Genomic DNA, 26,481 nt, shown 5'->3' on the forward strand with positions numbered 1-26,481 from the left:
GGCATCGGTGCTTAGAGCGGTCAATGGTCTTAGACCAACTTTAAGTAATTTACGGAGTTCAGTGGTATGACACAGAGGGAAGCAGGAATTCTGGCAGATGCGGATATTGCCGCGCTGTTTGAAAGCGGTTTGCTCAAATCTGCGCGTCCATTGGATGCCGATCAGATTCAGCCTGCAAGTCTCGACCTGCGATTGGGTGTGAAAGCCTATCGTGTGCGCGCATCCTTCATGCCCGGTCCGGGAACGCCGGTTATAGACAAGCTGGAACGTCTCAAGCTTCACGAGATCGATTTGACCGCAGGCGCGGTGCTTGAAACCGGCTGCGTCTATATCGTGCCATTGCTTGAAAGCCTGTCGCTTTCGCCGGAATTGTCTGCTTCCGCTAACCCGAAAAGCTCGACGGGCCGCCTCGATATTTTCACCCGCGTTATCGCCGATGGTGCGCAGGAGTTCGACAAGGTGCCTGCTGGCTATAATGGCCCGCTTTATCTCGAAGTCAGCCCACGTACTTTCCCGATTGTTGCACGCACTGGCTCGCGCCTGTCGCAAATCCGTTTTCGACAGGGACGTGCCCAGCTGACTGAAGCAGAACTTGCAGTCCTGCATCAGAGCGAAACGCTGGTTGCTGCCGAAATGCCGAATATTTCCGGCGGCGGCATCGCACTTTCGGTTGATTTGTCGGGTGGCGAAGACAAGCTGATTGGTTATCGCGGTAAGCATCATACGGGCGTTGTCGATGTCGATAAGCGAGCTGCCAATGACGTTCTCGACTTCTGGGAGCCGATCTATGATCGTGGGTCGCGTGAACTGGTGCTCGACCCGGATGAGTTTTACATCCTCGTTTCGCGCGAAGCGGTGCATGTGCCGCCGCTTTTCGCAGCGGAAATGACGCCTTTCGACCCGCTGGTCGGTGAATTCCGTGTGCATTATGCAGGCTTCTTTGATCCGGGCTTCGGTCACACCGCTGCTGGTGGAACGGGAAGCCGTGCGGTTCTGGAAGTGCGCAGTCATGAAGTCCCGTTCATTCTCGAACATGGCCAGATTGTCGGCCGTCTTGTTTATGAGCATATGTTGAATCGCCCGAAGGCGCTCTATGGCATCGATTTGGGATCGAACTATCAGGCGCAGCAACTTAAGCTCTCCAAGCATTTCAGGTGATTGCGTTCTTCCTGATCCCGTTCGTATAAAGTGGGATGTGGTGGAGGACTGCTTAGGTGAGAAATGGGAAGGATGAGGTTCGGGAAATCATAACGGATGTGCCATCGCGCCGTCTGTCCGTGGGCATCGTTGCGTTGCCCGGTTTTACGCTGACGGCCCTCAGCCTGTTTCTCGACCCATTTCGCCTTGCAGCCGATGATCGTGATAAAAGCCGCCAGATCCGGTGTGCCTGGAAAATCTGCACATTGTCGGGCGATCCGGTCACATCCAGTTCCGGTATGGTGATTGAACCGACAGCACCCATCGGTGAGCTGGATGAGTGCGATTATGTGGCAGTTGTCGGCGGTTTGCTTGCGCAGTACCGCCCGCGTCAACAGGCTTTGATTGACCTTATCAAACGTGCCGATAAGCGTGGCAAGACCGTTGTGGGCCTTTGCACAGCAGCCTTTCTGCTGGCTGAGGGCGGCTTGCTTGATGACCGAAACTGTTGTGTCAGCTGGTTCCATCGTGATGATTTTCTCGATCTTTTCGATGGCCATACCGCTGATACGACAAGCCTTTTTCATCGCAGCGGACGGCACTATACCTGTGCGGGCGGCCTGGGCGCGGCATCGCTTTCACTTTCGATCATCCAGAATGAAATCTCCGAGGAACTGGCACGTAAAAGCGCGTCCATTCTGATGATCCCTTATGAACTGGTGCGTTCTGAACAGCCGGCATTAAGCTTCAATGGTGTTCGTTCGCCGATGATCCGCAAGGCGATCCGCATTTTTGAGGAAACGCTGGAAGAGCCGGTGCCGATGATCGATGTTGCGCGCAAGCTGGGCATATCGGTGCGTCAGATGGAGCGCGGTTTTCGTATGGCGGTGGGGCGCACGGCTTTTGAGGTACGCGAAGAATTGCGCGTTAAAAAGGCGCGGGAGCTGCTGTCTGAAACCGGGCTATCGTTGTTGGAAGTGGCAGTCGCCAGCGGATTTACGGACACACGTAGCATGAACCGCTCGTTCGTGCGCCAGAAGCAGAAGCCGCCACGCGATTATCGCAAGGAACGCTGAATTTATGAGCTTACTTGCGAATCCTGCGCCGACGACCTATTTTCCGCGGCGAAACTGCCACTTTGGCAGGCGACCAAATACTGGAGATTTGCATGTCTGATGGTGTGAACCGTTTTCTTGGCGATACGCCTGCACGCGTGCTGATCAAGCTTGTGCTGATCTCGCTGGTGGTTGGCGTGGTGATGAGCGCGTTCCACTGGACGCCTTATGATATCCTCTATGGCATCCGTGATTTCGTTCTGCGCCTTTGGAATATGGGCTTCTCTGCCATTGCAGGTTTTGCCGATTATCTCATCCTCGGTGCAGCCGTCGTCATTCCTGCCTTTATTTTGCTCCGTATCCTGAGCTACCGGAAATAATCAGAGCATTTCCTGCGAAAGTGCGAAGCGGTTTTGCATAGGATAATGCGTAGTAAAAAGCCTTTCGGAAGCGGGAAATGCAAGACAACGACACTTTTAACCTTACCCGGCGTGGGTTTCTGATCCTCGCCGGTGGCGCTCTGGCTTTCGCGGCTTTGCCCGCGGGTTTTGCAAACGCTGCAGCAGACGTTGACCCGACCGAGCTCTTCAATCAGATCCGCAAGTCCAACGGTCTACCGCTTATGGCAACCAACGGCAAGCTTGAGCAGGCAGCGCTTTATCAGGCACGTCGTATGGCGAGCCATGGCAAAATCGGCCACTCGGTCGGCTGGGGCAATGGGTTTGTTTCGCGGCTCAAACAGGCTGGTATTCGCGGTCCCGCTGCAGAAAATGTGGCGTCTGGTCAGCCCAATACGCAGGCTGTTTTCGATGCCTGGATGAAATCACCAGGGCATCGCAAGAATATGCTTGATCCGACCTTCGAGCATTATGGCCTTGCATGGGCGACGCCTGAAAACAATCCGCGTCGCCTCTACTGGGCGATGATGCTCGGCCTCTGAATATTGTTGAACGCGCTCCTGACATAAGGCTGTCAGGGCTGCGACAATACGGTGGCCGAATTCACTGTCGTTTTGAATGATTCCAGAATAGAGCTTACCGATATTGCGACCGATATTCGAGGAAAGCCAGGGATCAGATGCTGCACGATCAGAGCATTGTTTCCAGACCGTTTGAAGTGACCCATCGCATGGTGATGATGATCGCCGTGCCGATGACACTCGCCGCCGTCACCACGCCCTTGCTTGGGCTGGTGGATATGGGTGTGGTCGGTCAGATGGGGCAGGCCGAATTGATTGGTGGCCTCGCTATCGGCGCACTGGTTTTTGACTTTCTGCTGACCATGTTCAGCTTTCTGCGCTCCGGAACCACCGGGCTTGTCGCACAGGCGATGGGGGCAGGCGACAAGGCAGAAGAACAGGCAATCTTCTGGCGGGCTATCATTATAGCGATTGCTGCTGGCTTGCTGATGATCCTGAGCCTGCCGCTCGTGCTAACCGTTGCGTCTGATTTCATTCACCCGACACCTGCCACTCAGGAAGCGATGGTGACTTATGTGTCAATCCGGATGCTTTCGGCACCGGTGGCGCTTATTAATTATTCCGTTCTGGGTCTGCTGCTTGGACGGGGGCAGGGTATTCTGGGCCTCAGCCTTCAGGTGCTAATTAACGGTATCAATATTATTCTCTGCATTGTGCTCGGGCTGGAACTTGGCTGGGGTGTGGCCGGTGTTGCATGGGCCACGGTGACGGGCGAAACTGTTGCGGCAATCATTGGCCTCACGCTTGTTGCGCGCCACTTCAATCGCACGACAGGACGCAGGCCTGATTGGGCGCGCATCTTTCAGAAAGAAGGTCTTGTGCGGATGGTCGCGCTTAACCGCGACATTATGATCCGCTCCATTCTGCTTTTGACTGCCTTTGCATTCTTCACCCGCGCGGGCTCAGAGCTCGGTCCGGTGACGCTGGCGGCAAACGCGGTTTTGATGAATTTCTTCCTCGTCTGCGGTTTCTTTCTCGATGGTATGGCCGCAGCGGTCGAGCAGATCGTAGGCCGCTCGGTCGGGGCGCGCTATAGCCCGGCATTTGTTCGCGGTGCGAAACTCACCTTCGTTTGGGGGCTGGTCATGGCCAGCTTGATTGCATTCACTTTGCTGGTTTTTGGTGATGCGATTATCGACCTTCTGTCGAAGGCTTCCGATGTGCGCGATGAGGCGATCAAATATCTGCCATGGGCGGCATTAACCGGGCTCACCGGCCTGCTCGCATTCCATATGGACGGCGTTTACATCGGCGCAACATGGTCGCGCGATATGCGCAACATGATGTTCTTCTCGCTGATATTCTTTTTGGCTGTGCTTTATGCAGTAAAGCCCGTGATGGGAAATCACGGGCTTTGGCTGGCAATCAATCTGTTCCTATCGATCCGCGGCATCACGCTTCTGGCGTTGCTGCCGCGCAGATACAGAACAGAGTTTTTTTAAAGCATGACCCCGAAAAGTGGGAACCAGTTTTCGGGGTCATGTTCAGGAGAAGTTTAGTCAGGCAGACGGCGCGCGGCCCACTCCTTCGTGTCGCGGTCGCGCAGATCGGAAATGCTTGCCACGCCTTCTGTTTTGACGGCGTCTGAAAGTCCGCGCACGATTTCGGATGCGAGACCGGGACCGCGATAGATCATGCCGGTGTAAAGCTGGATGAGATCAGCACCCGCCTTGATTTTCGCAAGGGCGGTTTCAGCACTGTCGATACCACCAACACCGATCAGCGGCATGTCAGCGCCGATCCGCTCGCGCATACGTGCCAGAATAATCGTCGAACGCTCAAATAGCGGTGCGCCCGAAAGGCCACCCGTTTCTTCGCGGTTCTCTGTGCTGTTCAGACCGTTGCGCGAAAGCGTTGTGTTGGAAACAATAATACCGTCAAGCTTCTGCTCAAGCGCTTCTGCAGCAATATCGTCGAGTTCTTCGTCGCTCAGATCAGGCGCGATCTTGAGGAAAACCGGACGCTTCAGCGTGCACATCTTGCCTTCTTCATCGCGGGCAGCAAGAACACGCGAGAGCAGCTCGCGCAGCGCATCGCGGGATTGCAAATTGCGCAGGCCCGGCGTGTTGGGCGAAGAGATGTTGACGGTGAAATATCGTGCCAGCTGATAGAACTTGCGAATACCGGCTACATAATCGCCGATACGGTCTTCAGCATCCTTGTTGGCACCGATATTGACGCCGACAATACCGCTCTTTCCAGCGCGCTGCGAAAGGCGCTTGAACGCTGCATCGTGGCCTTCATTGTTGAAGCCAAGACGATTGATCACAGCACGATCATCCACCAGACGGAAAATACGCGGACGCGGATTGCCGCTCTGCGGACGCGGCGTGATGGTGCCGACTTCGGTAAATCCGAAGCCGATCTTCAAGAGTGCATCAGGGACTTCGGCATTCTTGTCATAACCGGCTGCCATGCCGACTGGATTTGGAAACTGCAGACCTGCAATCTTAACCGAAAGTGCGGGGTCATGTGGACGGCTGCAGGTGACAATACCAGTTTTCAGCCCTGCGATGGACAGACCATGCGCTTGCTCGGCGTCGAACGTAAACAATGCACGTCGCCCAAAAAGTTCAAAAAGCCCGCTCATTTGTCCTCAAGCTCCGGGAAGATATGGAGACCATCTTTGTCGAGCAGCAATGGCTCGACCTTAACCACTGCCGATAGTGGCAGCACTGCATAAAGATGCGGAAACAATGCCCCGCCGCGCGAGGTTTCGAATTTCAGCGCATCGCCCAAGGCGACTGTATCTACGCTTACCAGCAGCAGATCCGTTTGCCCGGCAAAATGTTTGGCGGCTGTTTCGCGCACCTGTTCACTGGTGGAGAAATGGATATAGCCCTCGGCAATATCAACGGGTGCCCCGGTAAAATTGCCAGCCTCTTCTGCCTGCGCCCAGAGATCGCGCGGGGCGATCTTGTAGATGGTCGTTTTGGTCATGGCGGCTCTCTAGCCCGAATTTATCAGAAAATCAAAGCATGACTTGTTCGTTTTTCGCGCATAGCTCCCATATGATGGGGGTAGGCTCAAGCGCATCCCGAAAAGTGCAAAGCAGTTTTTGGATAAGATGCGCGAAGAAATAGAGTGCATCCCGAAAAGTGTGAAGCGGCTTTCGGACGGGATGCGCTTAAACAGGCTATTAGGGAGACAGAACCATGTCTGGCAAAAACATGCCGTTGTTTCGCACACTCGCCACGGTTTCACTTCTTGGGACCGGCTTTATTGCCAGCAGTGCTTATGCGCAGGAAAATGGCCGCTATCGCCTTGAAGGCACGGAAACCGGCTATGTGCGGCTCGATACGCGAACGGGTGCGCTTTCAGTCTGCAATGAGCATCAGGGGCAGCTTGTCTGCAAGATGGCAACCGAAGACCGCGAGGCTTATGAGAACGACATTTCCGATCTGCAGGACCGCGTGAAAAGGCTTGAGGATAAGCTTGCAGCAGTTCAGTCGGGTGCTGCATCTGCTATGCCGTCAAAGCTGCCGTCCGATGCAGAGTTCGAACAGTCGCTTGGTTATATGGAACGCTTCATGCGTCGCTTCATGGATGTCGCAAAGAGTTTTGACAGTGAGCCTGAGAAGCCGGCGAATGGTGCACAACAGTAGGCCTGTCGTTATTTAGTAGTGCTTGCGTGTTTTGCCTGAAAATGCTTGCCTTGCCTAGTCTACTTTACCAATAAAGGGGGGTGGCAGGGGAGGAAAGTCCGGCAATGCAGGGCTGGGGAATTATAGGCGTCGCATTTCTGTATCTGTTGATGCTGTTTGCGGTGGCAAGCATCGGTGACAGACGTGCTGCGCGCTGGAGTAGTGCCCCGCGTCCCTATATTTACGCACTCAGCCTTGCTGTTTACTGCACTTCGTGGACCTTCTTCGGCTCGGTCGGTTTATCAGCCCAGCGCGGGCTTGAATTCTTAGGCATCTATATCGGGCCTATTCTGGTTTTCACGCTTGGCAATCGTCTGCTGCGTCATATCGTGCGGCTTGCAAAGGCCGAACATATCACTTCCATCGCCGATTTTCTGGCAGCGCGCTATGGCAAGAGCTTTGGCGTGGCGTCGCTGGCAACCTGTATCGCAGCGGTCGGGTCCATTCCTTATATCGCGCTACAGCTCAAAGCTGTTTCCGGCAGTGTCGGTCTGGTGATGGAGCATTACGGCTCTGCCTTCGATCCTTCGTCCTTTGTGTTTGGCGATATTTCGCTGCCCGTGGCAGCGGTTCTGGCGGTCTTTGCGATCCTGTTCGGTACGCGCCACACGGATGCGACCGAGCACCAGAATGGGCTTATTCTGGCGGTTGCGCTCGAATCAGTGATCAAACTCTCCGCATTCCTTGCTGTGGGACTAGCCTGCACTTTCTTCGTGTTTGGGTCGCCCGGTGAACTGATAGAGAAGATCTCGCAATCGCCCGCAGCACTTGATGCATTTCACTACGAAACATCCATCGGCACATGGATTGTGCATACGATGCTGAGTGCAGCGGCTATCATCATGCTGCCGCGACAGTTTCATGTAACGGTCGTGGAAAGCCGCAGCGAAAAAGAACTGCGCACGGCTTCGTGGCTGTTTCCGCTCTATCTGATCTTGATCAATATCTTCGTTTTCCCGATTGCGCTGATTGGCGTGATGACGCTTGGAAATACGGTGAGCGGCGATCTTTATGTACTAGCTTTACCACTTTCAGCCGGTGCACACTGGCTGGCACTGATTGCGTTTTTAGGTGGGCTTTCGGCTGCGACCGCGATGGTGATTGTTGCCTGCGTGGCGCTCTCGATCATGATCTCCAACCACCTTGTTCTGCCGCTGATCATCCGCAGATTGGCCGTGCGCCATCCGACAGAGCAGCGTGATCTGACGATGATCATTCTCAATACCCGGCGGCTGACGATTATCGGTATTCTGGCACTGGCCTTCGCCTATTACCGCATGGCGTCGAATAATATTCATCTCGCATCCATTGGCCTCATATCCTTTGCGGCCATTGCGCAATTCGTGCCGTCTTTTATTGGCGGCCTGTTCTGGCGCAATGCCAATGGGCGCGGGGCAATGCTGGGCCTTTCGGCGGGCTTTCTGATCTGGGCCTACACCCTGTTGTTGCCGACGGTTGCGCCTGAAAATGCTGCCATTTTGCGGGATGGATTTCTGGGGTTCACGGCTCTGCGGCCAGAAGCGCTGTTTGGCACTGATATGCTACCGCTCACCAATGGCGTGGTCTGGAGCCTGGCCGCTAATACGTTGTTCTATCTTCTTGGCTCGCTGTCGCGTGCCTCGACGCCGCTTGAACGTATTCAGGCCAGTATTTTCCTGCCACGCTATTTTATTGGCACCCCCACGCTCAAGCGTTTCCGCACAACCGTTACCGTTGCCGAACTCAAAGCAACCATGGCCCGTTATCTCGGTGCCGAACGTGTAGAGCGCGCTTTCCTGCGTTTTGAAGGGCGTGAGCAGCGCAGGCTTGATCCGGGCATGACGGTCGACACGCCGCTCATCCGCTACGCAGAACAATTGCTTGGCACGGCCGTTGGCTCTTCGTCGGCACGTCTGGTTCTGTCGTTGATGCTCAAGCGCAATGATGCATCAGCACGCGATGCGCGGCAGTTACTGGATGATGCTTCCGTTGCTCTGCAACAAAACCGCGATCTTTTGCAGATCGCTCTCGACCAGATGGACCAGGGTATCACGGTTCTCGACAAGGACTTGCGGCTAACCTGCTGGAACCGTCAGTTTCGCAGGCTGTTCGATCTGCCTGATGAAGTGATGCAGGTGGGCATACCGGTATCCGAGATTGTGGAGCATCTTGCGCGCAGCGGCGATCTCGCAGCCAATGCACAGAACGCCGCCATTCGTTCGCTGGCGACATTGCGTAAACCATGGCGTCTGACGCTGAAATCGACGGGCAAGGTGCTGGAAATCAACTCCAATCCGATGCCAGATGGCGGGCTTGTGGCGACCTATACTGATATTACTGATGAGGTCGAGGCGGATATCAGCCGTCAGCGGGCCGCGGAAGTGCTGGAGCAGCGCGTTGCTGATCGTACGGCAGAACTAACCCATGTGAACCAGAAACTTGCCAAGGCGCAGAGCGTCGCCGAAGAAGCCAATCTGGGCAAGACGCGCTTTCTTGCTGCGGCTGGTCACGACATTCTGCAACCTCTCAATGCTGCACGGCTTTACAGCACCGCACTGGCTGAGAAACTCGGCCGTGCAGAAACAAGCCAACTTGCAAGAAACATCGATTCTTCACTTGAATCGGTGGAAGCCATTCTCGGAATGGTCCTCGATATATCGCGACTTGATACGGGTGCGCTGAAGCCTGAAGTTTCGGCCTTCCGGCTCGATCGGCTTTTGAGCCAGATCGCCACTGATTTCACGCCGATGGCACGCAAAAAGGGGCTGAAACTGCGCGTGGTTCCATCGAGTATCGTGGTCAAAACTGATCGCAACATGCTGCGTCGTCTTATCCAGAACCTCGTTTCCAATGCTATCAAATACAGCCGTAAAGGCGGCATTCTCTTAGGCGTCCGTCGTCGCGGCAATTTTGTGGAATTGCAGGTGCTTGATACAGGTATCGGTATCCCGAAGCCGAAGCTTAAACTGGTTTTCCGCGAATTCACGCGCCTCGATGAAGGAATGCGCGAGGCAGAAGGCCTGGGGCTTGGTCTTTCGATCGTCGATCGTATTGCACGGATGCTCGAACTACCGCTGACGGTTTCATCGGACCCGGGCAAGGGTAGCGTTTTCACGCTCTGTCTTCCGATCAGCGATGAAGCAGTCCCGGTTGAGGAAATCGCCAGCCGCAAGGGCGTGAAACGTGCCTCCAGTCTGACGGGGCTTGACGTGCTCTGCATCGACAACGACGCTAATATTTTGGCCGGAATGGAAACCCTGCTCAATGGCTGGGGCTGCAATGTGACAACGCTGCGCGGTGGTGCCGGGCTGAAAGTGTTCTGTGTGGAGCGTGAAGTGGCGCCGGATATTATCGTGGCTGACTATCATCTCGATAATGAGAACGGGCTGGATATGATCGGTTTCACGCGCGAGACTTTCGGGCATGAGATTCCGGCTATTCTGCTGACGGCTGATCGTTCCAAGGAAGTTCGCAAACGAGCCGACGACGAGAACGTCACGGTACTAAACAAGCCGCTGCGTCCCGCAGCCCTGCGCTCGCTTTTATCGAGCGCACTGCATCAGCGCCAATCAGCAGCGGAATGAATTATCAGAGTGGCTCTGAGCTCAACGCATCATTACCAATGCGTGACAGAAGAATGACCGCCTGTGTGCGGCTGTCGACCCCAAGCTTCTGCAAAACAGCGGAGACATGTGCCTTGACGGTGGCTTCCGAAACATTCAGCTCATAGGCGATCTGCTTGTTGAGCAATCCCTCGGCGAGCATGGTGAGAACCCGCGTTTGCTGCGGTGTAAGCGTTCTGATCTTGTTGATCAGCGCTTCGATTTCCGGATCATGTGCCTGATCAAGATCGATGTCCGATGGTGTCCAGATGTCGCCAGCAAGAACGGCATGTACGGCTTCACCAATGGCTTCCATACTGGCCGATTTGGATATGAAACCCGATGCACCGAGTTCGACCGCGTGGCGGATTGTTGCGGCATCGTCGGTCGCTGATACAATGATGATCGGGAGAGCAGGCTGAAGCGCTTTAAGCGTGACCAGACCGGAAAGGCCCGTGCCCCCAGGCATGGTAAGATCCAGCAGCAGCAGATCAATATCGTCGCGTTCTACGACCAGTTTTTTCGCGGCATCGAAATCGCCGACTTCGATGATTTCAGCCTCTTCAGGCAAACTGGACAGAACCTGCCGCAACGCGCCTCTGAAAAGCGGATGGTCGTCAGCGATGATAAACTGCATAAGCCTCGCACGCCATTTTCTATGTCCTCCCCGAGCGATGCATTATTACATGCAACTCTTTTGTTTTATGCCGATTTTCAATCCGGGCAACCAAAAATAGCGGTATTTGGCCTGAACATATGTCGCATTGCCGCCTTCTGGCCGCATTATGTGCTAATTTCACATATGAACGAGAGCAACCCGGCAAAGATGGGGACGGCTCTAACGGGAACGAAAAGGCACTTTATGACGCGCAATACGCTTTATCCTGAAATCCATTCCTTCAAGGAAGAGATGCTGCAGGTTTCGCCTCTGCACCGCATCCATGTCGAACAATGCGGCAATCCTGATGGCAAACCCGTTATCATGATTCATGGCGGTCCCGGCGGCGGCATCACACCTGCCATGCGTCGTCTGCACGATCCCGAGAAATATCGTATCATCCTTTTCGATCAGCGCGGTTGCGGACGCTCCACGCCTCATGCTGAACTACGTGAGAATACCACCTGGGATCTCGTGGCCGATATGGAGCATATCCGCGCTCATCTCGGTCTAGATAAATGGCAGGTATTCGGCGGCTCCTGGGGCTCGACACTGGGGTTGGCCTATGCCGAAACTCATCCTGAGCATGTCTCGGAAATAATTCTGCGCGGCATTTTCATGGTGCGCCGGTTTGAAGTCGATTGGATGTACTCCAATGGTGCAAGCATCATCTTCCCGGATCACTTCGAAGCCTATCAGGAGCATATTCCGGAAGATGAACGCGGCGATATGATCGCAGCTTACTACAAGCGTCTGACGGACCGAGATCCGCAGGTGCAGCTTGCTGCGGCTCGTCTGTGGGCGCGCTGGGAAGGATCGGTGTTGTCGATCCAGCCTGATCCGGCGCGTGTCGAAGCCTTCGGCGAAGACCTCTACGCGGTCGCTTTCGCCCGGATCGAATGTCACTATTTCCAGAACCGTGGCTTCCTAGAAAGCGATGACCAGCTTCTTCGGAATGTTGAGCGTATCCGGCAGATTCCGGGCGTCATCGTTCATGGGCGGTATGATATCTGCACGCCATTCATCAATGCATGGCAACTCAAGAAGATGTGGCCCGAAGCCGATCTGAAGATCGTTGAAGACAGTGGGCATTCCGTTACTGAACCGGGCATCACCCACGAATTGATTGAAGCAACAAAACGCTTTGCAGCATAAGATCAAAAATAAGAGGCGCATTTTCTGCGCCTCTTTCTTTCGCTAGTTTAAAAAAAGACGCCTCTAATTGGTGCTTTTTGAAAGTTCATCTTTTCTTTGAATATTTTCGCCTACAATCTAGCGAGCGAACAATTGTGATCGTGGCTGATCGCAGGAGTTCATCGTAGTGATTTATCTGGCGAAGCTTATCCGCAGCAAAGACGGCCCCGGTTAAGCTCGTGTTTGAGAGGGATACTGGCTAATGTTGAAAGAATTCAGAGAATTTGCTCTCAAGGGCAACATGGTCGATCTGGCCATCGGTGTTATCATCGGCGGGGCATTTGGTGGTCTCGTTAACTCCATCGTCAATGACATCATCATGCCGGTCATTGGTTTGATCACCGGTGGTATCGACTTCTCCAACATGTTCATCCAGCTTGCTGGCGATCCAAAGTCCACGCTCGCTGCTGCTCGTGAAGCTGGCGCGACCATTGCTTATGGTAACTTCGTTACCCTGCTCATCAACTTCCTGATCGTTGCCTGGGTTCTCTTCATCGTGGTCAAGGCGATGAACCGCCTCAAGAAGAAGGAAGAAGCCAAGCCGGAAGCTGCAGCAGAGCTGCCACGCGATGAAGTTCTGCTGGCCGAAATCCGCGATCTTCTGGCAAAGCAGAGCAAAGCCTGATTACTTTCAGAATATTTTATCAAGAGCGGAGCCTTCTGGCTCCGTTTCTCGTTTGATCCATCAATAAGGCTGATCGGATCATCACAAAATACCACATGATTTCATGTGTGCTCCTTGCTAATCAGGTGCAAGCACAACCGGATTTTATGTGGGAACAAATGACGCTTATCGCCAAACTTCGACCTGAAGCAGCCCAGTCACCCGAAAGCGGCATTGTTGCCGTTGCCAATCATGGCCGGGGTAAGCCGGGACTAATTCCGCTGTGGGTTGGAGAGGGCGATCTGCCCACTCCTGATTTCATCCGTGAGGCGGCCCAGAAGGGTATCGCAGATGGTGAAACCTTCTATACGTGGCAGGCTGGCATTCCTGAACTCCGTGAAGCGCTTGCCCGTTATCACGCGCGTCATTTCCCGCAATCCTTCAAGCCTGAAAACTTCTACGTCACTGGTTCGGGAATGCACGCCATTGAAATGGCGCTGAAGGCAACAACCGGTGCGGGTGAAGAAGCAATCTATCTTTCGCCTGCCTGGCCTAACTTCGTTGGCGCGGCAGGGCTTGCAGGGGCAGTTCCTGTGCCGGTCGAGCTAGAATTCGGCGCCAATGGCTGGGTTCTTGATCCTGAGAAGATTGCTGCGGCGATTACACCACGCACCCGCGCCATGTTCATCAATACGCCGTCCAATCCGACTGGCTGGACTGCCGATGTTGAGACGCTGCGCTTCATCCTCAATCTGGCCCGTGAGAAGGGCATCTGGATCATTGCCGACGAGATTTACACCCATTTCTATTACGGCGGTGGGCGTGCGCCATCCTTCATGGATATCATGGAGCCGGATGACCGTATCATCTTCGTCAATTCCTTCTCAAAGAACTGGGCGATGACCGGCTGGCGCGTGGGTTGGATGACGGTACATCCGTCCATCGGCCCTGTTGTCGAGAACATGATTCAGTATTCCAATTCCGGTGTGGCGCAGTTCATGCAGCGCGGTGCGGTTGCGGCACTTGACCATGGAGATGACTTCATTGCCATGCTGGTGGAGCGTGCGCGTTCAACGCGGGACCGTCTCTGCGCGACGTTGCAGGAAACTGGCAGGGTGCGTTTGGCGCCGCCACAGGGTGCTTTCTATTTGTTCTTCGGCGTCGAAGGTGTGACGAATTCGGTCCAGGCTGCGATCGATATGGTCGATAATGCAAATGTCGGTCTCGCACCGGGCAGCGCATTTGGTCTGGGCGGTGAGGGCTTCTTCCGTCTTTGCTTCTGTCGCGATCCGCAGCAGGTGGATGAATCTGCAGCAAGGCTGGTACAGTGGATCAATCAGAGATAAGCGGTTAGCTCCGGACAGGGCTTTATCGCCCAAATCAACCCTGCTGCCACTATCTGGCAGTAGGGTAATGCGATACATCTCAGATTATGTCCCGATCAGAACGTCTTTTTGAACTCTTGCAGGCATTGCGCCGTCACCGTCGGCCGGTTAGTGGCAAAACGCTTGCCGCGGAAACCGGTGTCAGTATCCGCACGCTGTATCGCGATATTGCAAGTTTGCAGGCGCAGGGGGCAGAGATTGAGGGCGAACCGGGTATTGGTTATGTACTCAAACCCGGCTTTCTGTTGCCTCCATTGATGTTTCGTCCCGAAGAGATCGATGCGCTGGTATTGGGTGCGCGGTGGGTGGCGGAGCGAACCGACCACAAGCTTCAGGATGCTGCAAAAGGCGCACTTGCACGCATAAGCGCTGTCTTGCCCGATGAATTGCGGGCAACGCTTGATACCTCAACGCTCCTTGTCGGTCCGAGTGCAAAGCTGCCGACCGATGGCATCGATACTGCAATTCTTCGCGAAGCGATCAGGGCTGAACGCAAAGTACTGCTCGATTATCAGGACGGCAATGGCCAGGTGACAAAGCGCGTAATCTGGCCGTTTGCACTTTCATTTTTTGATGATGCGCGCGTGCTCGTTGCGTGGTGCGAATTGCGTGAAGGCTTCCGGCACTTTCGCACGGACAGAATTGCTGCGGTTGACGTTGTGGAACAGCGTTATCCGAAACGCCGTCAGATTCTGTTGCGTGAGTGGCGTGAGACACAAGGAATTAAACCACGCGAATTATGATGCTGCCAAAAACTGGCAATGTGTTGCTGTAGATCGAGGATGTCACAATTTTACAGAGGACATTTTGATGATCGACAAGAACAGTATCCTGCTTTTCGTCACCGACACAGACGCTAGCATTCGCTTTTATACAAAGCTGCTCGGGCAGGAGCCGGTAGCAGCCAGCCCGACATTTGGTATGTTCATTTTGCCTTCTGGTCTTGGCCTGGGCCTTTGGAAAAAAACTGGCGTTGAACCGGCACCAACCGCCGCAGGCGGGGCGGCGGATCTTGGCTTCCGCGTGAATGAACCGGGAATGGTCGATTCAATGTATGTTGATTGGAAGGCGAAGGGGGCTTCCATCCTCATGCTGCCGACCGACCTTGATTTTGGACGCAGTTTCGTTGCTGCCGATCCGGATGGGCATCGCCTTCGGGTCTACACAGTCGATGATGAATAGCAAAAAGGCCGGTGAAAACCGGCCTTTTTTGATGCTTTATTGCTGAACTTATCAGCCACCCGCTTTGGAAACCATCAGCGGAATGATGCGGTCTGAATTAGCAGCTTTCGGTGCATCCGGTTCTGCAAATGGGATGCCGAGAGTGTTCCAGACTTCCAACAATGCATCCTTGAGACCATCAATCAGCAGGTCGTCATGCAATGGTGATGGCGTGATGCGCAGGCGCTCGGTGCCGCGTGGCACAGTCGGATAGTTGATTGGCTGAATATAGATGCCATGCACGTCGAGAAGACGGTCGCTGGCTTTCTTGCAAAGTTCCGGATCGCCAACCAGAATTGGTACGATGTGTGTTTCCGAAGACATGACGGGGAACCCGGCGGCCGACAGAACGTCCTTGGCGCGCTGCGCCTGACGCTGCTGGCCATCGCGTTCGACCTGCGAAACCTTCAAGTGACGGATCGCAGCGGTCGCGGAAGCAGCAACCGCTGGCGGAAGCGACGTTGTGAAGATGAAGCCCGGCGCATAAGAGCGCACGGCATCGATGATTGCGCGAGAGCCGGTGATATAGCCACCCAGCGCACCAAATGCCTTGGCAAGCGTGCCTTCGATAATGTCGATGCGATCGGCAAGGCCGTCACGTTCGGTGATGCCACCACCACGGGCGCCATACATGCCAACTGCATGGACCTCATCGATATAGGTCATGGCGTTATATTTGTCGGCGAGGTCTGCAATCTTTTCGATAGGCGCAATGTCGCCATCCATCGAATAAACGGATTCAAACACGATCAGCTTGGCGCGGGAATGGTCCGCAGCTTTCAGAAGCTGTTCGAGATGCTCGACGTCGTTATGGCGGAAAATCTTCTTTTCTGCACCAGAGCGACGCACGCCTTCGATCATTGAAGCGTGGTTCAATTCGTCAGAAAGGATCAGGCAATTTGGAAGCAGCCGTGCAATTGTCGAGATCGATGCTTCGTTAGAAACGAAACCTGATGTGAAGACGAGACCGGCTTCCTTGCCATGCAGATCGGCAAGTTCTGCTTCCAGCTCTACAAGCGGATGGTTGTTACCCGAAATATTGCGGGTTCCACCTGCGCCGGAGCCTGTATTGTTGGCTGTATCGCACATTGCCTTAATGACATCAGGATGGTGCCCCATGCCAAGATAGTCGTTCGAGCACCAAACGGTGATCTCACGGGCAGTGCCATTGTTACGCCAGGTAGCTCGGGGGAAGCGGCCCACAATGCGTTCAAGATCAGCAAACACGCGGTAACGCTTCTCGGCGTGCAACTGGTCGATCGCTTCTTCAAAAAACCGGCGATAGTCCATTATACGCTCCTTGTTACTGCTCTAGTACCGCTTTTGCTCGATTGCGTCCATGCCGCAATGACGGTCAATTTGCCACGCATTCGTGAAGCTGCATTGATCAAAATCAAACAAATAGCCGGTTTTCAGTATCTGAACAAAAAAGGCGGGCTATCTGGTCATCAGGCGGTAGATGAATTTTGGTGCCAAATCTCGGCGGCGTACATAGATCCGCGGCATACCGAATGGATCGTCGGATGCTCGTGCGCGGGCACGGACAGTCGTTGTTGCAGTTTCATATCCGGCTTCGCGGCACATCTCGCGATGCACGGCATGATTCCCTCCATAGGGATAAGCGAAATTGGTCACTTCTGATCCAAGCATGTCCTCGAGCATGGTCTTGGATAAGGCGATCTGCTGGCGGGCTTCGTCTTCCGGTATCTTTTCAAGATTGACGTGATCGATTGTATGCGCGCCGACTTCGTGGCCGAGTGCTGCCCATTCACGCATCTGCGCGACCGACATGCAGGGCGTCAGCGGCACACCCATGGCCTGATCCCAGACATTACTGCCACCAACCTGATTGGCGACAAAGTAATTGGTTGCCGTGAAGCCAAAATCGGCAAGAACCGGCAGCGCATTCTCATAATTATTGAGAAACCCGTCATCGAAGGTGATGACTGCGACTTTGCCGGTCTTCTCGCCTTTAATATAAGGCATGGCATCGCGCAGTGAGAGGCCTTGATAGCCGAGCCTCTTCAGCCAGGCCATCTGGTTTCGAAACTTGTCCGGATGCACCCAAAGCCCGCGAAAAGGAATCTTCTTATGTGGGAGAGGGGCAATCTGATGATAGAGAAGAATCGGAACAGCCATTTGTTTCACTTCGATCTTGCAGAAAAGCGACGCACACGCATCCGGTAGATTGGGCGCAGGATCTCACGCGCAAGCTTATCTGAGAAGGACTTCTTGTGCTGGATGGTCGTCCCGCCAAGCTGTGCGGAGATTTCCTTGACCCCGCCTGGAATGACTGCAAGCGGCTGCAGGCCCGTCACCCAGCGCATTTGTACGGTGGTGTCGACAGGTCGGTCGAACTGTTCTGTCGCTGCAAGTAATTTCTGAGCCGCGTCGAAACTCACAAGCTGCGCCACCATACCAAGCCCGATTGGATTGGGAATGATGAGGCGCATCTGGTCGTTGCGAAACACTTCGCGACCATGTTCGCGATCGTCGCGGAAAGTGAAGCGTACGAAGCTACCTGGCTCAAAATGATTGGTGACGGCATGGAAGGCGGCGTTAAAAACGTCTGTCAGTTCGATGTCGTCTTCGATGATAAAACCGGCATCGAGTTTCTGATCAACAATGGCCTGCCAAGCTTTGCGATGCGACAGAAAGCACGCGATTTCATTCTTGCTCAATTCAAAAGGATAACGCGGCGCATGAAGTTTGCGGCGGTAAACGCGTTTGATTTCCGCGTCTGCGAGCGCGCGGCTGTCAACAGCGTCAATGACTTCCGTTTTGACAGGCAGTTCACGAATGAGTTTGTCGACTTGGGGTCCGCGATCGGTCGCGCGCGCCAAGTGGATGATAAAGGCCTTGATGTTCATGTAAAACCTGAGCGCGCAAAAAGTAAATTCAGCCGAAGCGGCGTTCTATATCTGCTATGCGCTTAATTTTCGCAAGTCACACTTACTAGCCTACTTTATGAAGATCTCCCGCAGCGATCTTTTCTTCGATCCACTTGCGCTCGGCTGCCCAGTCGTGCCGCTTCCAGCCTTCCCAGCTGAAGCCACAGATTTTGACGTCCCAATCGGGTAAAGAGTATTTACGCAGAACAAGCCAGATACCGAAGAAGCCAGTGCTGGGAAAGACTGTCTTCATGCGGTCAGCGCCAATGCCAAGCTCTTCACAAACAGCGAAATAATCCTGCGAAGGCATGATGCGGATCTTCTTTCCAGCACGACCGAAATAATCAATTGCCTGATTGGTCCAGTCAGCGCGGCGGCCTTTTAGGCGTGAGAGAAAATTGGGGTGGTGGTGGAACCGCTTGATGATGCTCGGATGAAATGCAAACAGAACTTCTGGGGTATTTCGAACAATTTCAGAATTTATGAAAGTCGGATCTTTGATCCATTGTTCCATCTGCTTGCTCGATGTTGCAAGCATCAACATGTCGGTTTTTGTGCCGCTCATTCCGAGAGAGACGCGCGGTTCATTGAAACGAAGGACAAGATCGGCTGCGTCAATTTCAGAAGACAGATCACGGTCGAGAGGACCGTTCCCGACAATAAATATCGTTTTGTTCATACGTTGGGGAATCTTATTCTGTTAAGCCAGATAAACAGATTTAGTTAAAATCCGAAGATTACAAGTTTCGAACGCCCTCCTAACTCTATGGAGAGGTGTTTTGCCGATCACTTTTATCGCGGGCAGTAAAGAACTGCGTTACTGCGGGTCGCTCATTGTGTCAGCGCTGACGTCATTGCAGCCATGCAGTTTATGCACTTCTCAAAACGATTAAAAAGACGGAAGCTTCATATTGGGAGGAAGGTAAAAAGCTCAGCACTTAGAAGGTACTGAATATAAGGGGATACCACAATGAACCACCTCCGTACCCAGTTTTCCCGTTGGATGCAGTATCGCGAAAATCTGCGCGAGTTGAGCGGTTGCACTGACCGCGAGCTTTATGATCTTGGTCTGACGCGTGATGACATCCATCGCGTAGCCCGTGAAGCAGCTTTCGCCTGATTACTCAGGCGAAGCGTCTATCAGGCATCTTCAAACTTCACCCGGCTTTTTAAAGCGGATGTGAATGTCATCGCCTGCGAGATCAAAACCGGCATAGTTGCGCTGAAAGGCGATAAGGGCATCATTTACGCCCTTTGAATAATCGTCGTCATGCACTTCGACGTGATGCCGGTAAATGATGCGATCGTCTTTGTAGAATATAACCTGACCTTCCATGATGGCCTCCTGTTTAGCGCATCCCGAAAAGTGCGAAGCTGTATTCGGACAAGATGCGCGTAAGAAATAGGCGTGCAACCCTATGGGTGATGGGCGCGCGAACGCGTCCTGAACGTCGGTGTCTTCTATCGAGATAGGCGTTGGCTTGTTGCTTTCAAGCTTTGCCGCTGTTGTTTTCGCCTTTGCAAAGCGCAAGCCATGCTCTTGCGGCATGGGAAAGAAACGCGCCTTTGCGCCAGATCAAGGCCAAGTCCCAATTCACTTCCGCGTCTCTGATCCGATGGATGCGAACGCCGGGATTCTTGCGCTGTTCGGCGATCATTTGCGGCAGAAAGCCAATACCCATGCCCGCGGCCACCAACTCGACAATAAAGTCGATCTGGCTGGAGCGCACGGCGACATGCGGAAACAACCCACGCTGATGGCACGCATCCAGAATGATATGATTGAGCGCGAAGCCGCTTTCAAAAAGAATGAAGGGCAGGCTCGCAATGTCCGACAAGGGAATGCCGCCATCGTCGATGAAACTGTGATTGGCGGGAAGCAGGGCTACGACCGGTTCGCAGCGGACCTCCTGCCATTCGAAGCTCTCTTCGACGGGCAGAAGCGAGGCGGCAAGTTCCACATCGCCAGCCAGCAAAAGCTCTTCCAGCCGCTTGCTGCCATGTTCGACCAGTTGAATGTCGATATCGGGGTAGAGCTTGGTGAAGTCTGCAAAGACCGGAGCAAACAAAACGCTGGAGCCGATGGGTGGCAAGCCAAGTCGCAAAAGCCCGCGCTTAAGTCCGCGCAACTCGCCGAGCTCGGTCAGCATATCATCTTTTTCGGTCAGCATCGCCAATGCGCGGCGGTAGACGATTTCGCCTGCACTTGTCAGGCGGGGCGGGGTGGCTTCCCTGTCAAGCAAGATGAGCCCGAGTTCTTCTTCGAGCTGCCGCACCGTCTTGCTGACGGTGGATTGGGTGGCATTGATGGTGCGGGCCGCGGCCGAAAAGCCGCCCTGTCGCACCACTTCCACGAAAGCCTGAAAGCCACGTAAGTTCATAAGCTATTCTATTATGGAATAGCTGCAATGAAATCAATTCATTTCTGGAATGGCGACACAGCCCCTATATTGAATACACAAACACACGCATTGGAACATGACCATGACCGCCCATAACCTGATGATCCGCTTTCGCTATGCGCTGCACAACAGCCGTCTGATGCAGATTGCGACCCTGTTCGGCTTCTGGCTGGCGGGTGAGGGTTTTGTCCGTCTGGTTGGTCTGCCGCTACCCGGTGGTATTGTCGGTATGGCGCTGGTTCTGGCGCTGCTCTTAAGTGGTCGCATCAGCCTGTTCAGCATGAAGCGTGGCGCGGAATGGTTTCTGGCGGAAATGCTTTTGTTCTTTGTGCCTGCGGTTCTCGCCGTTCTTGAGCATCAGGAGCTGCTCGGAATGCTCGGGGTGAAGATCATGGCTGTTATTTTGGTTGGCACGCTGACTGTGATGACAGTGACAGCACTTACTGTTGATATGTGCTATCGCCTGAGTGTGCGCTATGCCGCTAAGTAATCCCTATGTGGCGATGCTGTTTTGGTCAGCGGCCACAATCCTCCTTTACCTAGCAGCAAAGCGCGTCTACCGCCGCTTTCCAATGTGGTGGCTGACACCGCTTGCCGTTACACCATTGCTGCTGATGGCGCTTCTCATTGGCATGAATGAAAATTATCGCAGCTACTTTGGCGCAACACATTGGCTTGTGGCTTTGCTTGGCCCTGCGACCGTAGCCTTTGCCATTCCGATCTATCAGCAACGCGCAACCATTCGTCGGTACTGGCCTGTTTTGCTGGTCGGTGTGGTGATGGGCAGTTCGTCGGCAATGCTCTCTGCGTGGGGTTTAGCGCATTTGCTTGGTCTTAACGATGCGATCAGCCTCAGTCTGATGCCGCGCTCGATGAGTACGCCTTTTGCCATGACGGTGTCCGGCGATATTGGCGGCACGCCTGATCTGACCGCAATCTTTGTGGTCATCACCGGCGTTTTTGGTGCAGCTCTGGGCGAACTCATGCTCAACTGGCTGCCATTGCGCTCGACGCTCGCACGCGGCGCGCTGTTCGGCATGGGCGCGCATGGTGCAGGCGTCGCCAAGGCGCACCAGATTGGCAGAGAAGAAGGTTCGATCGCTGGCCTCGTGATGGTGCTTGTAGGACTGGTCAATGTTCTGGCTGCACCTTTCATTGCCCATCTTCTCTGAATCATTGTTTTAGCAGCATATTTTTCTACAAATGCTTATTTAATGAGCAGGATTCTTATATTCACATTTTTGCAATAAACTTAAGCACCGGCGTATTTGCATAACTGTTATGCGTTATTGGTCGTTGTTGAATAAAGAGGCTCAAGGTAAACATTGCTCATCGGGTTCACTCCTCCTCCCAGAACCCGATGACGAATACGGCACTCCTCCTCCCAGCCGTATTCAAGATCAGGCCGCGCATCCTCCTCCCGCGCGGCCTTTTTCTTTTTCTAATCTCGCAAAAACACATTCTGATCTGTTAACAGTGCGTCGCCGCATAGCCCCATGGGCATTTGAGCCGATGTAAACTATCGGGCAAGTTCACATTTGCGGTGAGTGCCTCTGTCTGAGAGACTTGCCGCCACAAAAGCGGGAGATCGCAATCATGACCAGCGGCATCCATCACCTCACGCTCATTACGCGCAAGGTTCAGGCCAATGTCGATTTCTATGCAGGCTTTCTTGGCCTGCGTATCGTCAAGCAGACTGGCGGCTTTGAGGATGCCGAGCAGTTGCATCTTTTCTATGGCGACCGTTCCGGAACGCCCGGCTCGCTGATCACTTTCCTCGTCTGGGAAGATGGTGCGAAAGGCCGTGTCGGTCATGGTCAGGTCAGCGAAATTGCGCTTGCCATTGATCGTTCTTCTGTTGGCTTCTGGCTGGAGCGGGCATTGCGCTATCATGTGCAGCCCGAAGGTCCGGTGCAGGAGTTTGGCGAGCCAGTGCTGCGCCTGCGCGACCCAGATGGCGTGATCGTCAAGCTGGTTGGTAGCGATCTTGCGGCCAATGACGCGTGGGTGTCTGGTGACGTACCGGCAGAACATGCCGTGCGCCGCATCCGTTCGGCCACGATCCTGTCCGAGCAGCCTGAGCAAACTGTCAGCTTCATCGAGCGTTACTTCGGTTTTCATTCTCAGTCGAAAGAAGGCACGATAGATCGTCTCATTTCCGATTCAGGTGATGCAATTGACGTGCGCGACGCAAGTGGTTTTTGGCCGGGTATTCCGGGCACGGGTATTGCCGATCATGTGGCTTTCCGTGCCGCAACAACTGACGATGTGACGACACTGGAGAAGGAGCTTTCAAAGCTTAACTCCAGCGAAGTGAATGTGCATGATCGCAAATACTTCACATCTCTCTATGTCCGCGAGCCGGGCGGAACTCTGTTTGAGTTTGCCACAGACGCGCCCGGGTTCACTGTTGACGAAACGGTGGAGACACTCGGCCGAGCTCTTTTTGTGCCGCCGGGCAACGAACAGCAGGCCGACGCGATCCGTGCTCGTATGCCTCAATTTGGTCTGCCGGGCGAGGAGCGGGTGATCTATCGCGAATTGCCGTTTGTGCATCGTATTCATCAGCCGGAAAATCCGGATGGCACGGCGCTCATTCTACTGCATGGGACGGGTGGCAATGAAAACGATCTTATGCCGCTTGCTCGTCTTGCTGCGCCTCGTGCAACGCTACTTGGTGTTCGCGGACGTAGCACGGAAGAGGGCATTCAGCGCTGGTTTCGCCGGTTCGACCTGAAACGGTTCGACCAGAACGACATCCGGTTTGAGGCGGAGGCTTTTGAAGCTTTTGTCGAGGGGGCGATTGCTGCTTACGGCATCGACCCTGAACGAACTGCCTTCATAGGCAATTCCAACGGGGCGAATTTACTTGCGGCTTTCATGCGGCTGCATCCGCATGTCGTGCGTAAGGCTGTATTGCTGCGCGCAACGGATGTTTTGGAAGAGCAGCCAATTGCGGACCTTTCGGACGCTTCTGTCCTGTTACTCAACGGGATAGGTGATCCATTTGGAGATGCATCCGGCAAGTTGGAAGCGGCCTTGCGGGCGGATGGGGCTGCAATAGACGTTCTTTCCGCAGAAGGTGGTCACGGGCTGTCGGATGAAGATGTCCGGCTGACCGGTGAATGGCTGCAGCAAAAGCTCTGACTGTTTGTAAGAGATAAGAAAAAGGGCCGCCGGAGATCTCCGGCGGCCCTTTTGTTGTTTAATCAAGAGGCTTCAAGCCCTTTTCAATCGCCTGTCGTTTTCCTTCAAGGAATGGCGGCAGTGATAAGCTTTCGCCGAGGGTTTCAAGTGGTTCGTCAACTGCGAAGCCAGGACCATCGGTTGCGATTTCAAACAAAACGCCATTGGGTTCGCGGAAGTAGAGCGAGCGGAAATAATAGCGCTCGACCTCACCGCTTGATGGAATACGAAACGCTCTCAGACGATCCACCCATTCCTGCATGGTTTCCTGATCCGGAGTACGGAAAGCAACGTGATGCACTGCGCCTGCTCCCTGGCCAGCAGGTTCCAGATTAGGCTGCACAGCGATGTGCAACTCAGCACCCGCACCACCGTTACCCATTTCAAAGACATGGACATGGCCTTCGCCATCAGGCGATGCATAGTCGCCAGCTTCACGCATGTTCATCACCTTTTCCAGCACGATTTTTGTCGGTGCCAGATCCGGAACGCTTAGCGTGATCGGGCCAAGGCCACGTATCTGCCGCTCAGCAGGAACCGGGCTTTTCTCCCAGCTATGCGATGCGCCTATGCCGCCATCATCGGTCAAGCGCAGCCGCTGGCCTTCCGGGTCCTCAAAATCGAGAACTGCGCGACCGGCAATCTCAAATATGTCGCCGGTTTCGATACCCTTTCCTTTGAGGTGATTGCGCCACCAATCGAGGCTTTCAACCCCATTCACGCGCAATCCTGTCCGCGAAACACTGTGAGTGCCGCGCCGTTCACGATGAACGGGCCAATCGAAAAAGGTAATGTCAGTCCCCGGAGATGCCAGCCCATCGGCATAGAACAAATGATATGCGCTGGTGTCATCCTGATTGACGGTTTTCTTGACAAGCCGAAGCCCGAGTGTGTCGGTATAGAAGCGACGATTGCCCGGTGCATCAGCGGTAATGGCTGTCAGATGATGCAACCCTGTGAGTTGCGGCTTAAGTTCTGAAGTCATTGTATGTCCTCCTGCGCAAAGGCGAACTTGCCCGCGCTGTTGGCTCAAATATCGGGCGCTTGGGATCTGCAGAAAAGTGGCTGTTGCGGAAACAGTGTGTAACCAAGATGCCGCATCGGGACGATCTTTCCACAGCCCCCACATTTAGGGCTTGGCATATCCTCTCAGGTAAAGAATATATTAACCGCGCGCTCCGTGACGGTGAGAGCGCTCTTCGGTTTGTATCCTGTCAGGAGAGTTGGGTTTTGCGGAGCATCATTCGTCGTACTGCCCCGGCATTGCTTGTCTGCCTGACGCTGATCACCGGCTGTGCAAGCCGTCCGGATGGTGTTCTCGTTCCTATTGCTGCAAGTGTTCCCGGCGCATCCAAGGTCGATCTTCTGGTGGCAACTACGCGCGCGCCTTCCGGCAATCCAGGAACGCTATTTTCCGGCGAACGCGATCAGGATATCAGCCTGACTGAGATCATGGTCTCCATCCCGCCTGAAAAGAACCGCAAGGTCGGCGAAGTTCAATGGCCAAAGAAGCTGCCCGCCAATCCGCTCAAGGATTTTGCCACAGTTGAGGTCAAGGCGATCAATACCGAAACTGGTGCGCGTCAGTGGCTTCAGCACAGCCTTCCGAAATCTCGACGTGTGATGGTGTTCGTCCACGGGTTCAACAACACCTATGAGGATTCGGTCTATCGTTTCGCACAGATCGTTCATGATTCAGGTGCCGAGGTTGCACCTGTCATCTTCACATGGCCGTCGCGCGGCAGCGTGTTTGACTATAATTACGACAAGGAAAGCACGAATTATTCGCGCGATGCACTTGAAACGACTTTGCGTAAAATCGCCGAAGATCCGCGTGTAAAAGATATCACCGTCATGGCTCATTCCATGGGCAGTTGGTTGACGGTTGAAGCTCTGCGCCAGATGGCGATCCGCGACAAGCGTGTTAATCCGAAGATTAGCGATGTCATTCTCGCGTCCCCTGATCTCGACGTGGATGTGTTCAGCAAACAGTACCGCGCGATGGGCAAAGACCATCCGCGCTTCACGCTTTTCACGTCGCGCGACGATCGAGCCCTGCGCGCTTCCCGTTTCATCTCGGGTAATGTTGATCGTCTCGGACAAATCGACCCTTCGGTAGAGCCATATCGTTCTCAGCTTGAGACGGCGGGGATAACCGTCATCGATCTCACGCAGCTTAAAGCCGGAGACAGCCTCAATCACGGCAAGTTTGCCGCAAGCCCAGAAGTCGTGCAGTTGATAGGTCAGCGTCTCGTCACTGGCCAGACGATCACCGATTCCGACATTGGACTGGGTGAGCGTCTCGGTGCTGTGGCCCTTGGTACGGCGCAAGGTGTAGGCAGTGCTGCGTCGCTGGTTGTCAGTGCGCCGATTGCCGTCTTCGATCCAAACACTCGCCGAACCTATAATGAGCAGATCGACAGGTTTGGCAGAACAGTGGGCGGCACGGTCAGCGGTGCAGTTGGTAACTAAGCGCGGGCTCTTTCATATATTCACTAGCAAATGCGCTGTTGTCATATTTGAGGGCGCGCTGTAGGACTGCGA

At 54.1% G+C, this 26,481-nt stretch carries 27 protein-coding genes; 17 read left to right on the forward strand and 10 right to left on the reverse strand.

Annotated elements, in window-relative coordinates:
• Positions 1 to 66: 66 nt before the first annotated feature.
• From KMS41_01490 to KMS41_01510, 5 genes are all read left to right on the forward strand, one after another.
• Positions 67 to 1,158 carry a 2'-deoxycytidine 5'-triphosphate deaminase gene (locus KMS41_01490; GenBank protein QWK77946.1) on the forward strand — a complete coding sequence of 364 codons (1,092 nt, stop codon included), beginning with the start codon at positions 67 to 69 and terminating at the stop codon, positions 1,156 to 1,158.
• A gap of 56 nt (positions 1,159 to 1,214) precedes the next feature.
• Positions 1,215 to 2,213: a GlxA family transcriptional regulator gene (locus KMS41_01495; protein QWK77947.1), complete on the forward strand. Its 999-nt coding sequence runs from the start codon at positions 1,215 to 1,217 to the stop codon at positions 2,211 to 2,213.
• Between the two features lie 92 nt (positions 2,214 to 2,305).
• On the forward strand, positions 2,306 to 2,572 hold the full coding sequence (locus KMS41_01500; GenBank protein QWK77948.1) for a hypothetical protein: 267 nt from the start codon (positions 2,306 to 2,308) through the stop codon (positions 2,570 to 2,572).
• 77 nt (positions 2,573 to 2,649) lie between these two features.
• On the forward strand, positions 2,650 to 3,132 hold the full coding sequence (locus KMS41_01505) for a CAP domain-containing protein (protein QWK77949.1): 483 nt from the start codon (positions 2,650 to 2,652) through the stop codon (positions 3,130 to 3,132).
• A gap of 137 nt (positions 3,133 to 3,269) precedes the next feature.
• Positions 3,270 to 4,613 carry an MATE family efflux transporter gene (locus KMS41_01510; GenBank protein ID QWK77950.1) on the forward strand — a complete coding sequence of 448 codons (1,344 nt, stop codon included), beginning with the start codon at positions 3,270 to 3,272 and terminating at the stop codon, positions 4,611 to 4,613.
• Between the two features lie 53 nt (positions 4,614 to 4,666).
• Here KMS41_01510 and KMS41_01515 read toward each other — a convergent pair whose 3' ends face one another.
• Both KMS41_01515 and KMS41_01520 read right to left on the reverse strand, forming a co-directional pair.
• The gene (locus KMS41_01515; GenBank protein QWK77951.1) at positions 4,667 to 5,761 is read right to left on the reverse strand and encodes a quinone-dependent dihydroorotate dehydrogenase; all 1,095 of its coding nucleotides are present in this window, start codon (positions 5,759 to 5,761) and stop codon (positions 4,667 to 4,669) included.
• Entirely contained in the window at positions 5,758 to 6,111 is a 354-nt protein-coding gene (locus tag KMS41_01520; protein ID QWK77952.1) for a DUF952 domain-containing protein, read from the reverse strand. Before KMS41_01520 ends, KMS41_01515 begins: the two co-directional genes overlap by 4 nt.
• A gap of 215 nt (positions 6,112 to 6,326) precedes the next feature.
• On the opposite strand from KMS41_01520, the gene KMS41_01525 reads away from it, so the two are divergent.
• Together KMS41_01525 and KMS41_01530 are read left to right on the forward strand one after the other, a co-directional pair.
• Complete coding sequence (locus KMS41_01525; protein ID QWK77953.1) at positions 6,327 to 6,776, forward strand: hypothetical protein; 450 nt, start codon at positions 6,327 to 6,329, stop codon at positions 6,774 to 6,776.
• Positions 6,777 to 6,880: 104 nt separating this feature from the next.
• Complete coding sequence (locus KMS41_01530) at positions 6,881 to 10,378, forward strand: hybrid sensor histidine kinase/response regulator (protein ID QWK77954.1); 3,498 nt, start codon at positions 6,881 to 6,883, stop codon at positions 10,376 to 10,378.
• Between the two features lie 4 nt (positions 10,379 to 10,382).
• On the opposite strand, the gene KMS41_01535 is transcribed toward KMS41_01530, so the two are convergent.
• Entirely contained in the window at positions 10,383 to 11,033 is a 651-nt protein-coding gene (locus KMS41_01535; protein QWK77955.1) for a response regulator transcription factor, read from the reverse strand.
• A gap of 225 nt (positions 11,034 to 11,258) precedes the next feature.
• Between KMS41_01535 and pip the strand changes: the two genes are divergently transcribed.
• From pip to KMS41_01560, 5 genes are all read left to right on the forward strand, one after another.
• Positions 11,259 to 12,209 (forward strand): prolyl aminopeptidase, encoded by a 951-nt coding sequence (gene pip / locus KMS41_01540; protein ID QWK77956.1) that lies wholly within the window; start codon positions 11,259 to 11,261, stop codon positions 12,207 to 12,209.
• A gap of 241 nt (positions 12,210 to 12,450) precedes the next feature.
• Positions 12,451 to 12,873 carry a large conductance mechanosensitive channel protein MscL gene (mscL, locus tag KMS41_01545; GenBank protein ID QWK77957.1) on the forward strand — a complete coding sequence of 141 codons (423 nt, stop codon included), beginning with the start codon at positions 12,451 to 12,453 and terminating at the stop codon, positions 12,871 to 12,873.
• A gap of 158 nt (positions 12,874 to 13,031) precedes the next feature.
• Positions 13,032 to 14,198, forward strand: a complete 1,167-nt coding sequence (locus KMS41_01550) for a pyridoxal phosphate-dependent aminotransferase (GenBank protein QWK77958.1) — start codon at positions 13,032 to 13,034, stop codon at positions 14,196 to 14,198.
• A gap of 86 nt (positions 14,199 to 14,284) precedes the next feature.
• Positions 14,285 to 14,980, forward strand: a complete 696-nt coding sequence (locus KMS41_01555; protein ID QWK77959.1) for a YafY family transcriptional regulator — start codon at positions 14,285 to 14,287, stop codon at positions 14,978 to 14,980.
• Between the two features lie 67 nt (positions 14,981 to 15,047).
• Positions 15,048 to 15,419 carry a VOC family protein gene (locus KMS41_01560; GenBank protein ID QWK77960.1) on the forward strand — a complete coding sequence of 124 codons (372 nt, stop codon included), beginning with the start codon at positions 15,048 to 15,050 and terminating at the stop codon, positions 15,417 to 15,419.
• Positions 15,420 to 15,470: 51 nt separating this feature from the next.
• Here the strand turns inward: KMS41_01560 and hemA are convergent, their stop codons facing one another.
• The 4 genes from hemA to KMS41_01580 form a co-directional block, all read right to left on the reverse strand.
• A complete protein-coding gene (gene hemA / locus KMS41_01565; protein QWK77961.1) occupies positions 15,471 to 16,748 on the reverse strand; it encodes a 5-aminolevulinate synthase in 1,278 nt (425 codons plus the stop codon).
• A 147-nt stretch (positions 16,749 to 16,895) separates the two neighbouring features.
• Positions 16,896 to 17,597, reverse strand: coding sequence for a polysaccharide deacetylase family protein (locus tag KMS41_01570; protein ID QWK77962.1), 702 nt, complete (start codon positions 17,595 to 17,597; stop codon positions 16,896 to 16,898).
• A gap of 5 nt (positions 17,598 to 17,602) precedes the next feature.
• On the reverse strand, positions 17,603 to 18,328 hold the full coding sequence (locus KMS41_01575; protein ID QWK77963.1) for a glycosyltransferase family 25 protein: 726 nt from the start codon (positions 18,326 to 18,328) through the stop codon (positions 17,603 to 17,605).
• A gap of 85 nt (positions 18,329 to 18,413) precedes the next feature.
• Positions 18,414 to 19,028, reverse strand: a complete 615-nt coding sequence (locus tag KMS41_01580; GenBank protein QWK77964.1) for a glycosyltransferase family 29 protein — start codon at positions 19,026 to 19,028, stop codon at positions 18,414 to 18,416.
• Positions 19,029 to 19,319: 291 nt separating this feature from the next.
• Between KMS41_01580 and KMS41_01585 the strand changes: the two genes are divergently transcribed.
• Positions 19,320 to 19,469, forward strand: coding sequence for a DUF1127 domain-containing protein (locus KMS41_01585; GenBank protein QWK77965.1), 150 nt, complete (start codon positions 19,320 to 19,322; stop codon positions 19,467 to 19,469).
• Between the two features lie 30 nt (positions 19,470 to 19,499).
• Here KMS41_01585 and KMS41_01590 read toward each other — a convergent pair whose 3' ends face one another.
• On the reverse strand, positions 19,500 to 19,685 hold the full coding sequence (locus KMS41_01590) for a hypothetical protein (GenBank protein ID QWK77966.1): 186 nt from the start codon (positions 19,683 to 19,685) through the stop codon (positions 19,500 to 19,502).
• Between the two features lie 154 nt (positions 19,686 to 19,839).
• The gene (locus tag KMS41_01595) at positions 19,840 to 20,730 is read right to left on the reverse strand and encodes a LysR family transcriptional regulator (GenBank protein ID QWK77967.1); all 891 of its coding nucleotides are present in this window, start codon (positions 20,728 to 20,730) and stop codon (positions 19,840 to 19,842) included.
• A 103-nt stretch (positions 20,731 to 20,833) separates the two neighbouring features.
• Here KMS41_01595 and KMS41_01600 point away from each other — a divergent pair, with 103 nt between their 5' ends.
• From KMS41_01600 to KMS41_01610, 3 genes are all read left to right on the forward strand, one after another.
• Positions 20,834 to 21,241, forward strand: a complete 408-nt coding sequence (locus KMS41_01600; GenBank protein ID QWK77968.1) for a CidA/LrgA family protein — start codon at positions 20,834 to 20,836, stop codon at positions 21,239 to 21,241.
• Positions 21,228 to 21,923 carry an LrgB family protein gene (locus KMS41_01605; GenBank protein QWK77969.1) on the forward strand — a complete coding sequence of 232 codons (696 nt, stop codon included), beginning with the start codon at positions 21,228 to 21,230 and terminating at the stop codon, positions 21,921 to 21,923. The genes KMS41_01600 and KMS41_01605 overlap by 14 nt, the downstream gene beginning before the upstream one ends.
• Before the next feature lie 424 nt (positions 21,924 to 22,347).
• Positions 22,348 to 23,898, forward strand: a complete 1,551-nt coding sequence (locus tag KMS41_01610) for a VOC family protein (protein ID QWK77970.1) — start codon at positions 22,348 to 22,350, stop codon at positions 23,896 to 23,898.
• A gap of 58 nt (positions 23,899 to 23,956) precedes the next feature.
• Here KMS41_01610 and KMS41_01615 read toward each other — a convergent pair whose 3' ends face one another.
• On the reverse strand, positions 23,957 to 24,922 hold the full coding sequence (locus KMS41_01615; protein QWK77971.1) for a ring-cleaving dioxygenase: 966 nt from the start codon (positions 24,920 to 24,922) through the stop codon (positions 23,957 to 23,959).
• 107 nt (positions 24,923 to 25,029) lie between these two features.
• Between KMS41_01615 and KMS41_01620 the strand changes: the two genes are divergently transcribed.
• Complete coding sequence (locus tag KMS41_01620) at positions 25,030 to 26,409, forward strand: alpha/beta hydrolase (protein ID QWK78736.1); 1,380 nt, start codon at positions 25,030 to 25,032, stop codon at positions 26,407 to 26,409.
• Positions 26,410 to 26,481 lie beyond the last annotated feature (72 nt).

Origin of the sequence: Ochrobactrum sp. BTU1, assembly GCA_018798825.1 — a bacterium.
In the GTDB taxonomy this organism is placed as follows: domain Bacteria; phylum Pseudomonadota; class Alphaproteobacteria; order Rhizobiales; family Rhizobiaceae; genus Brucella.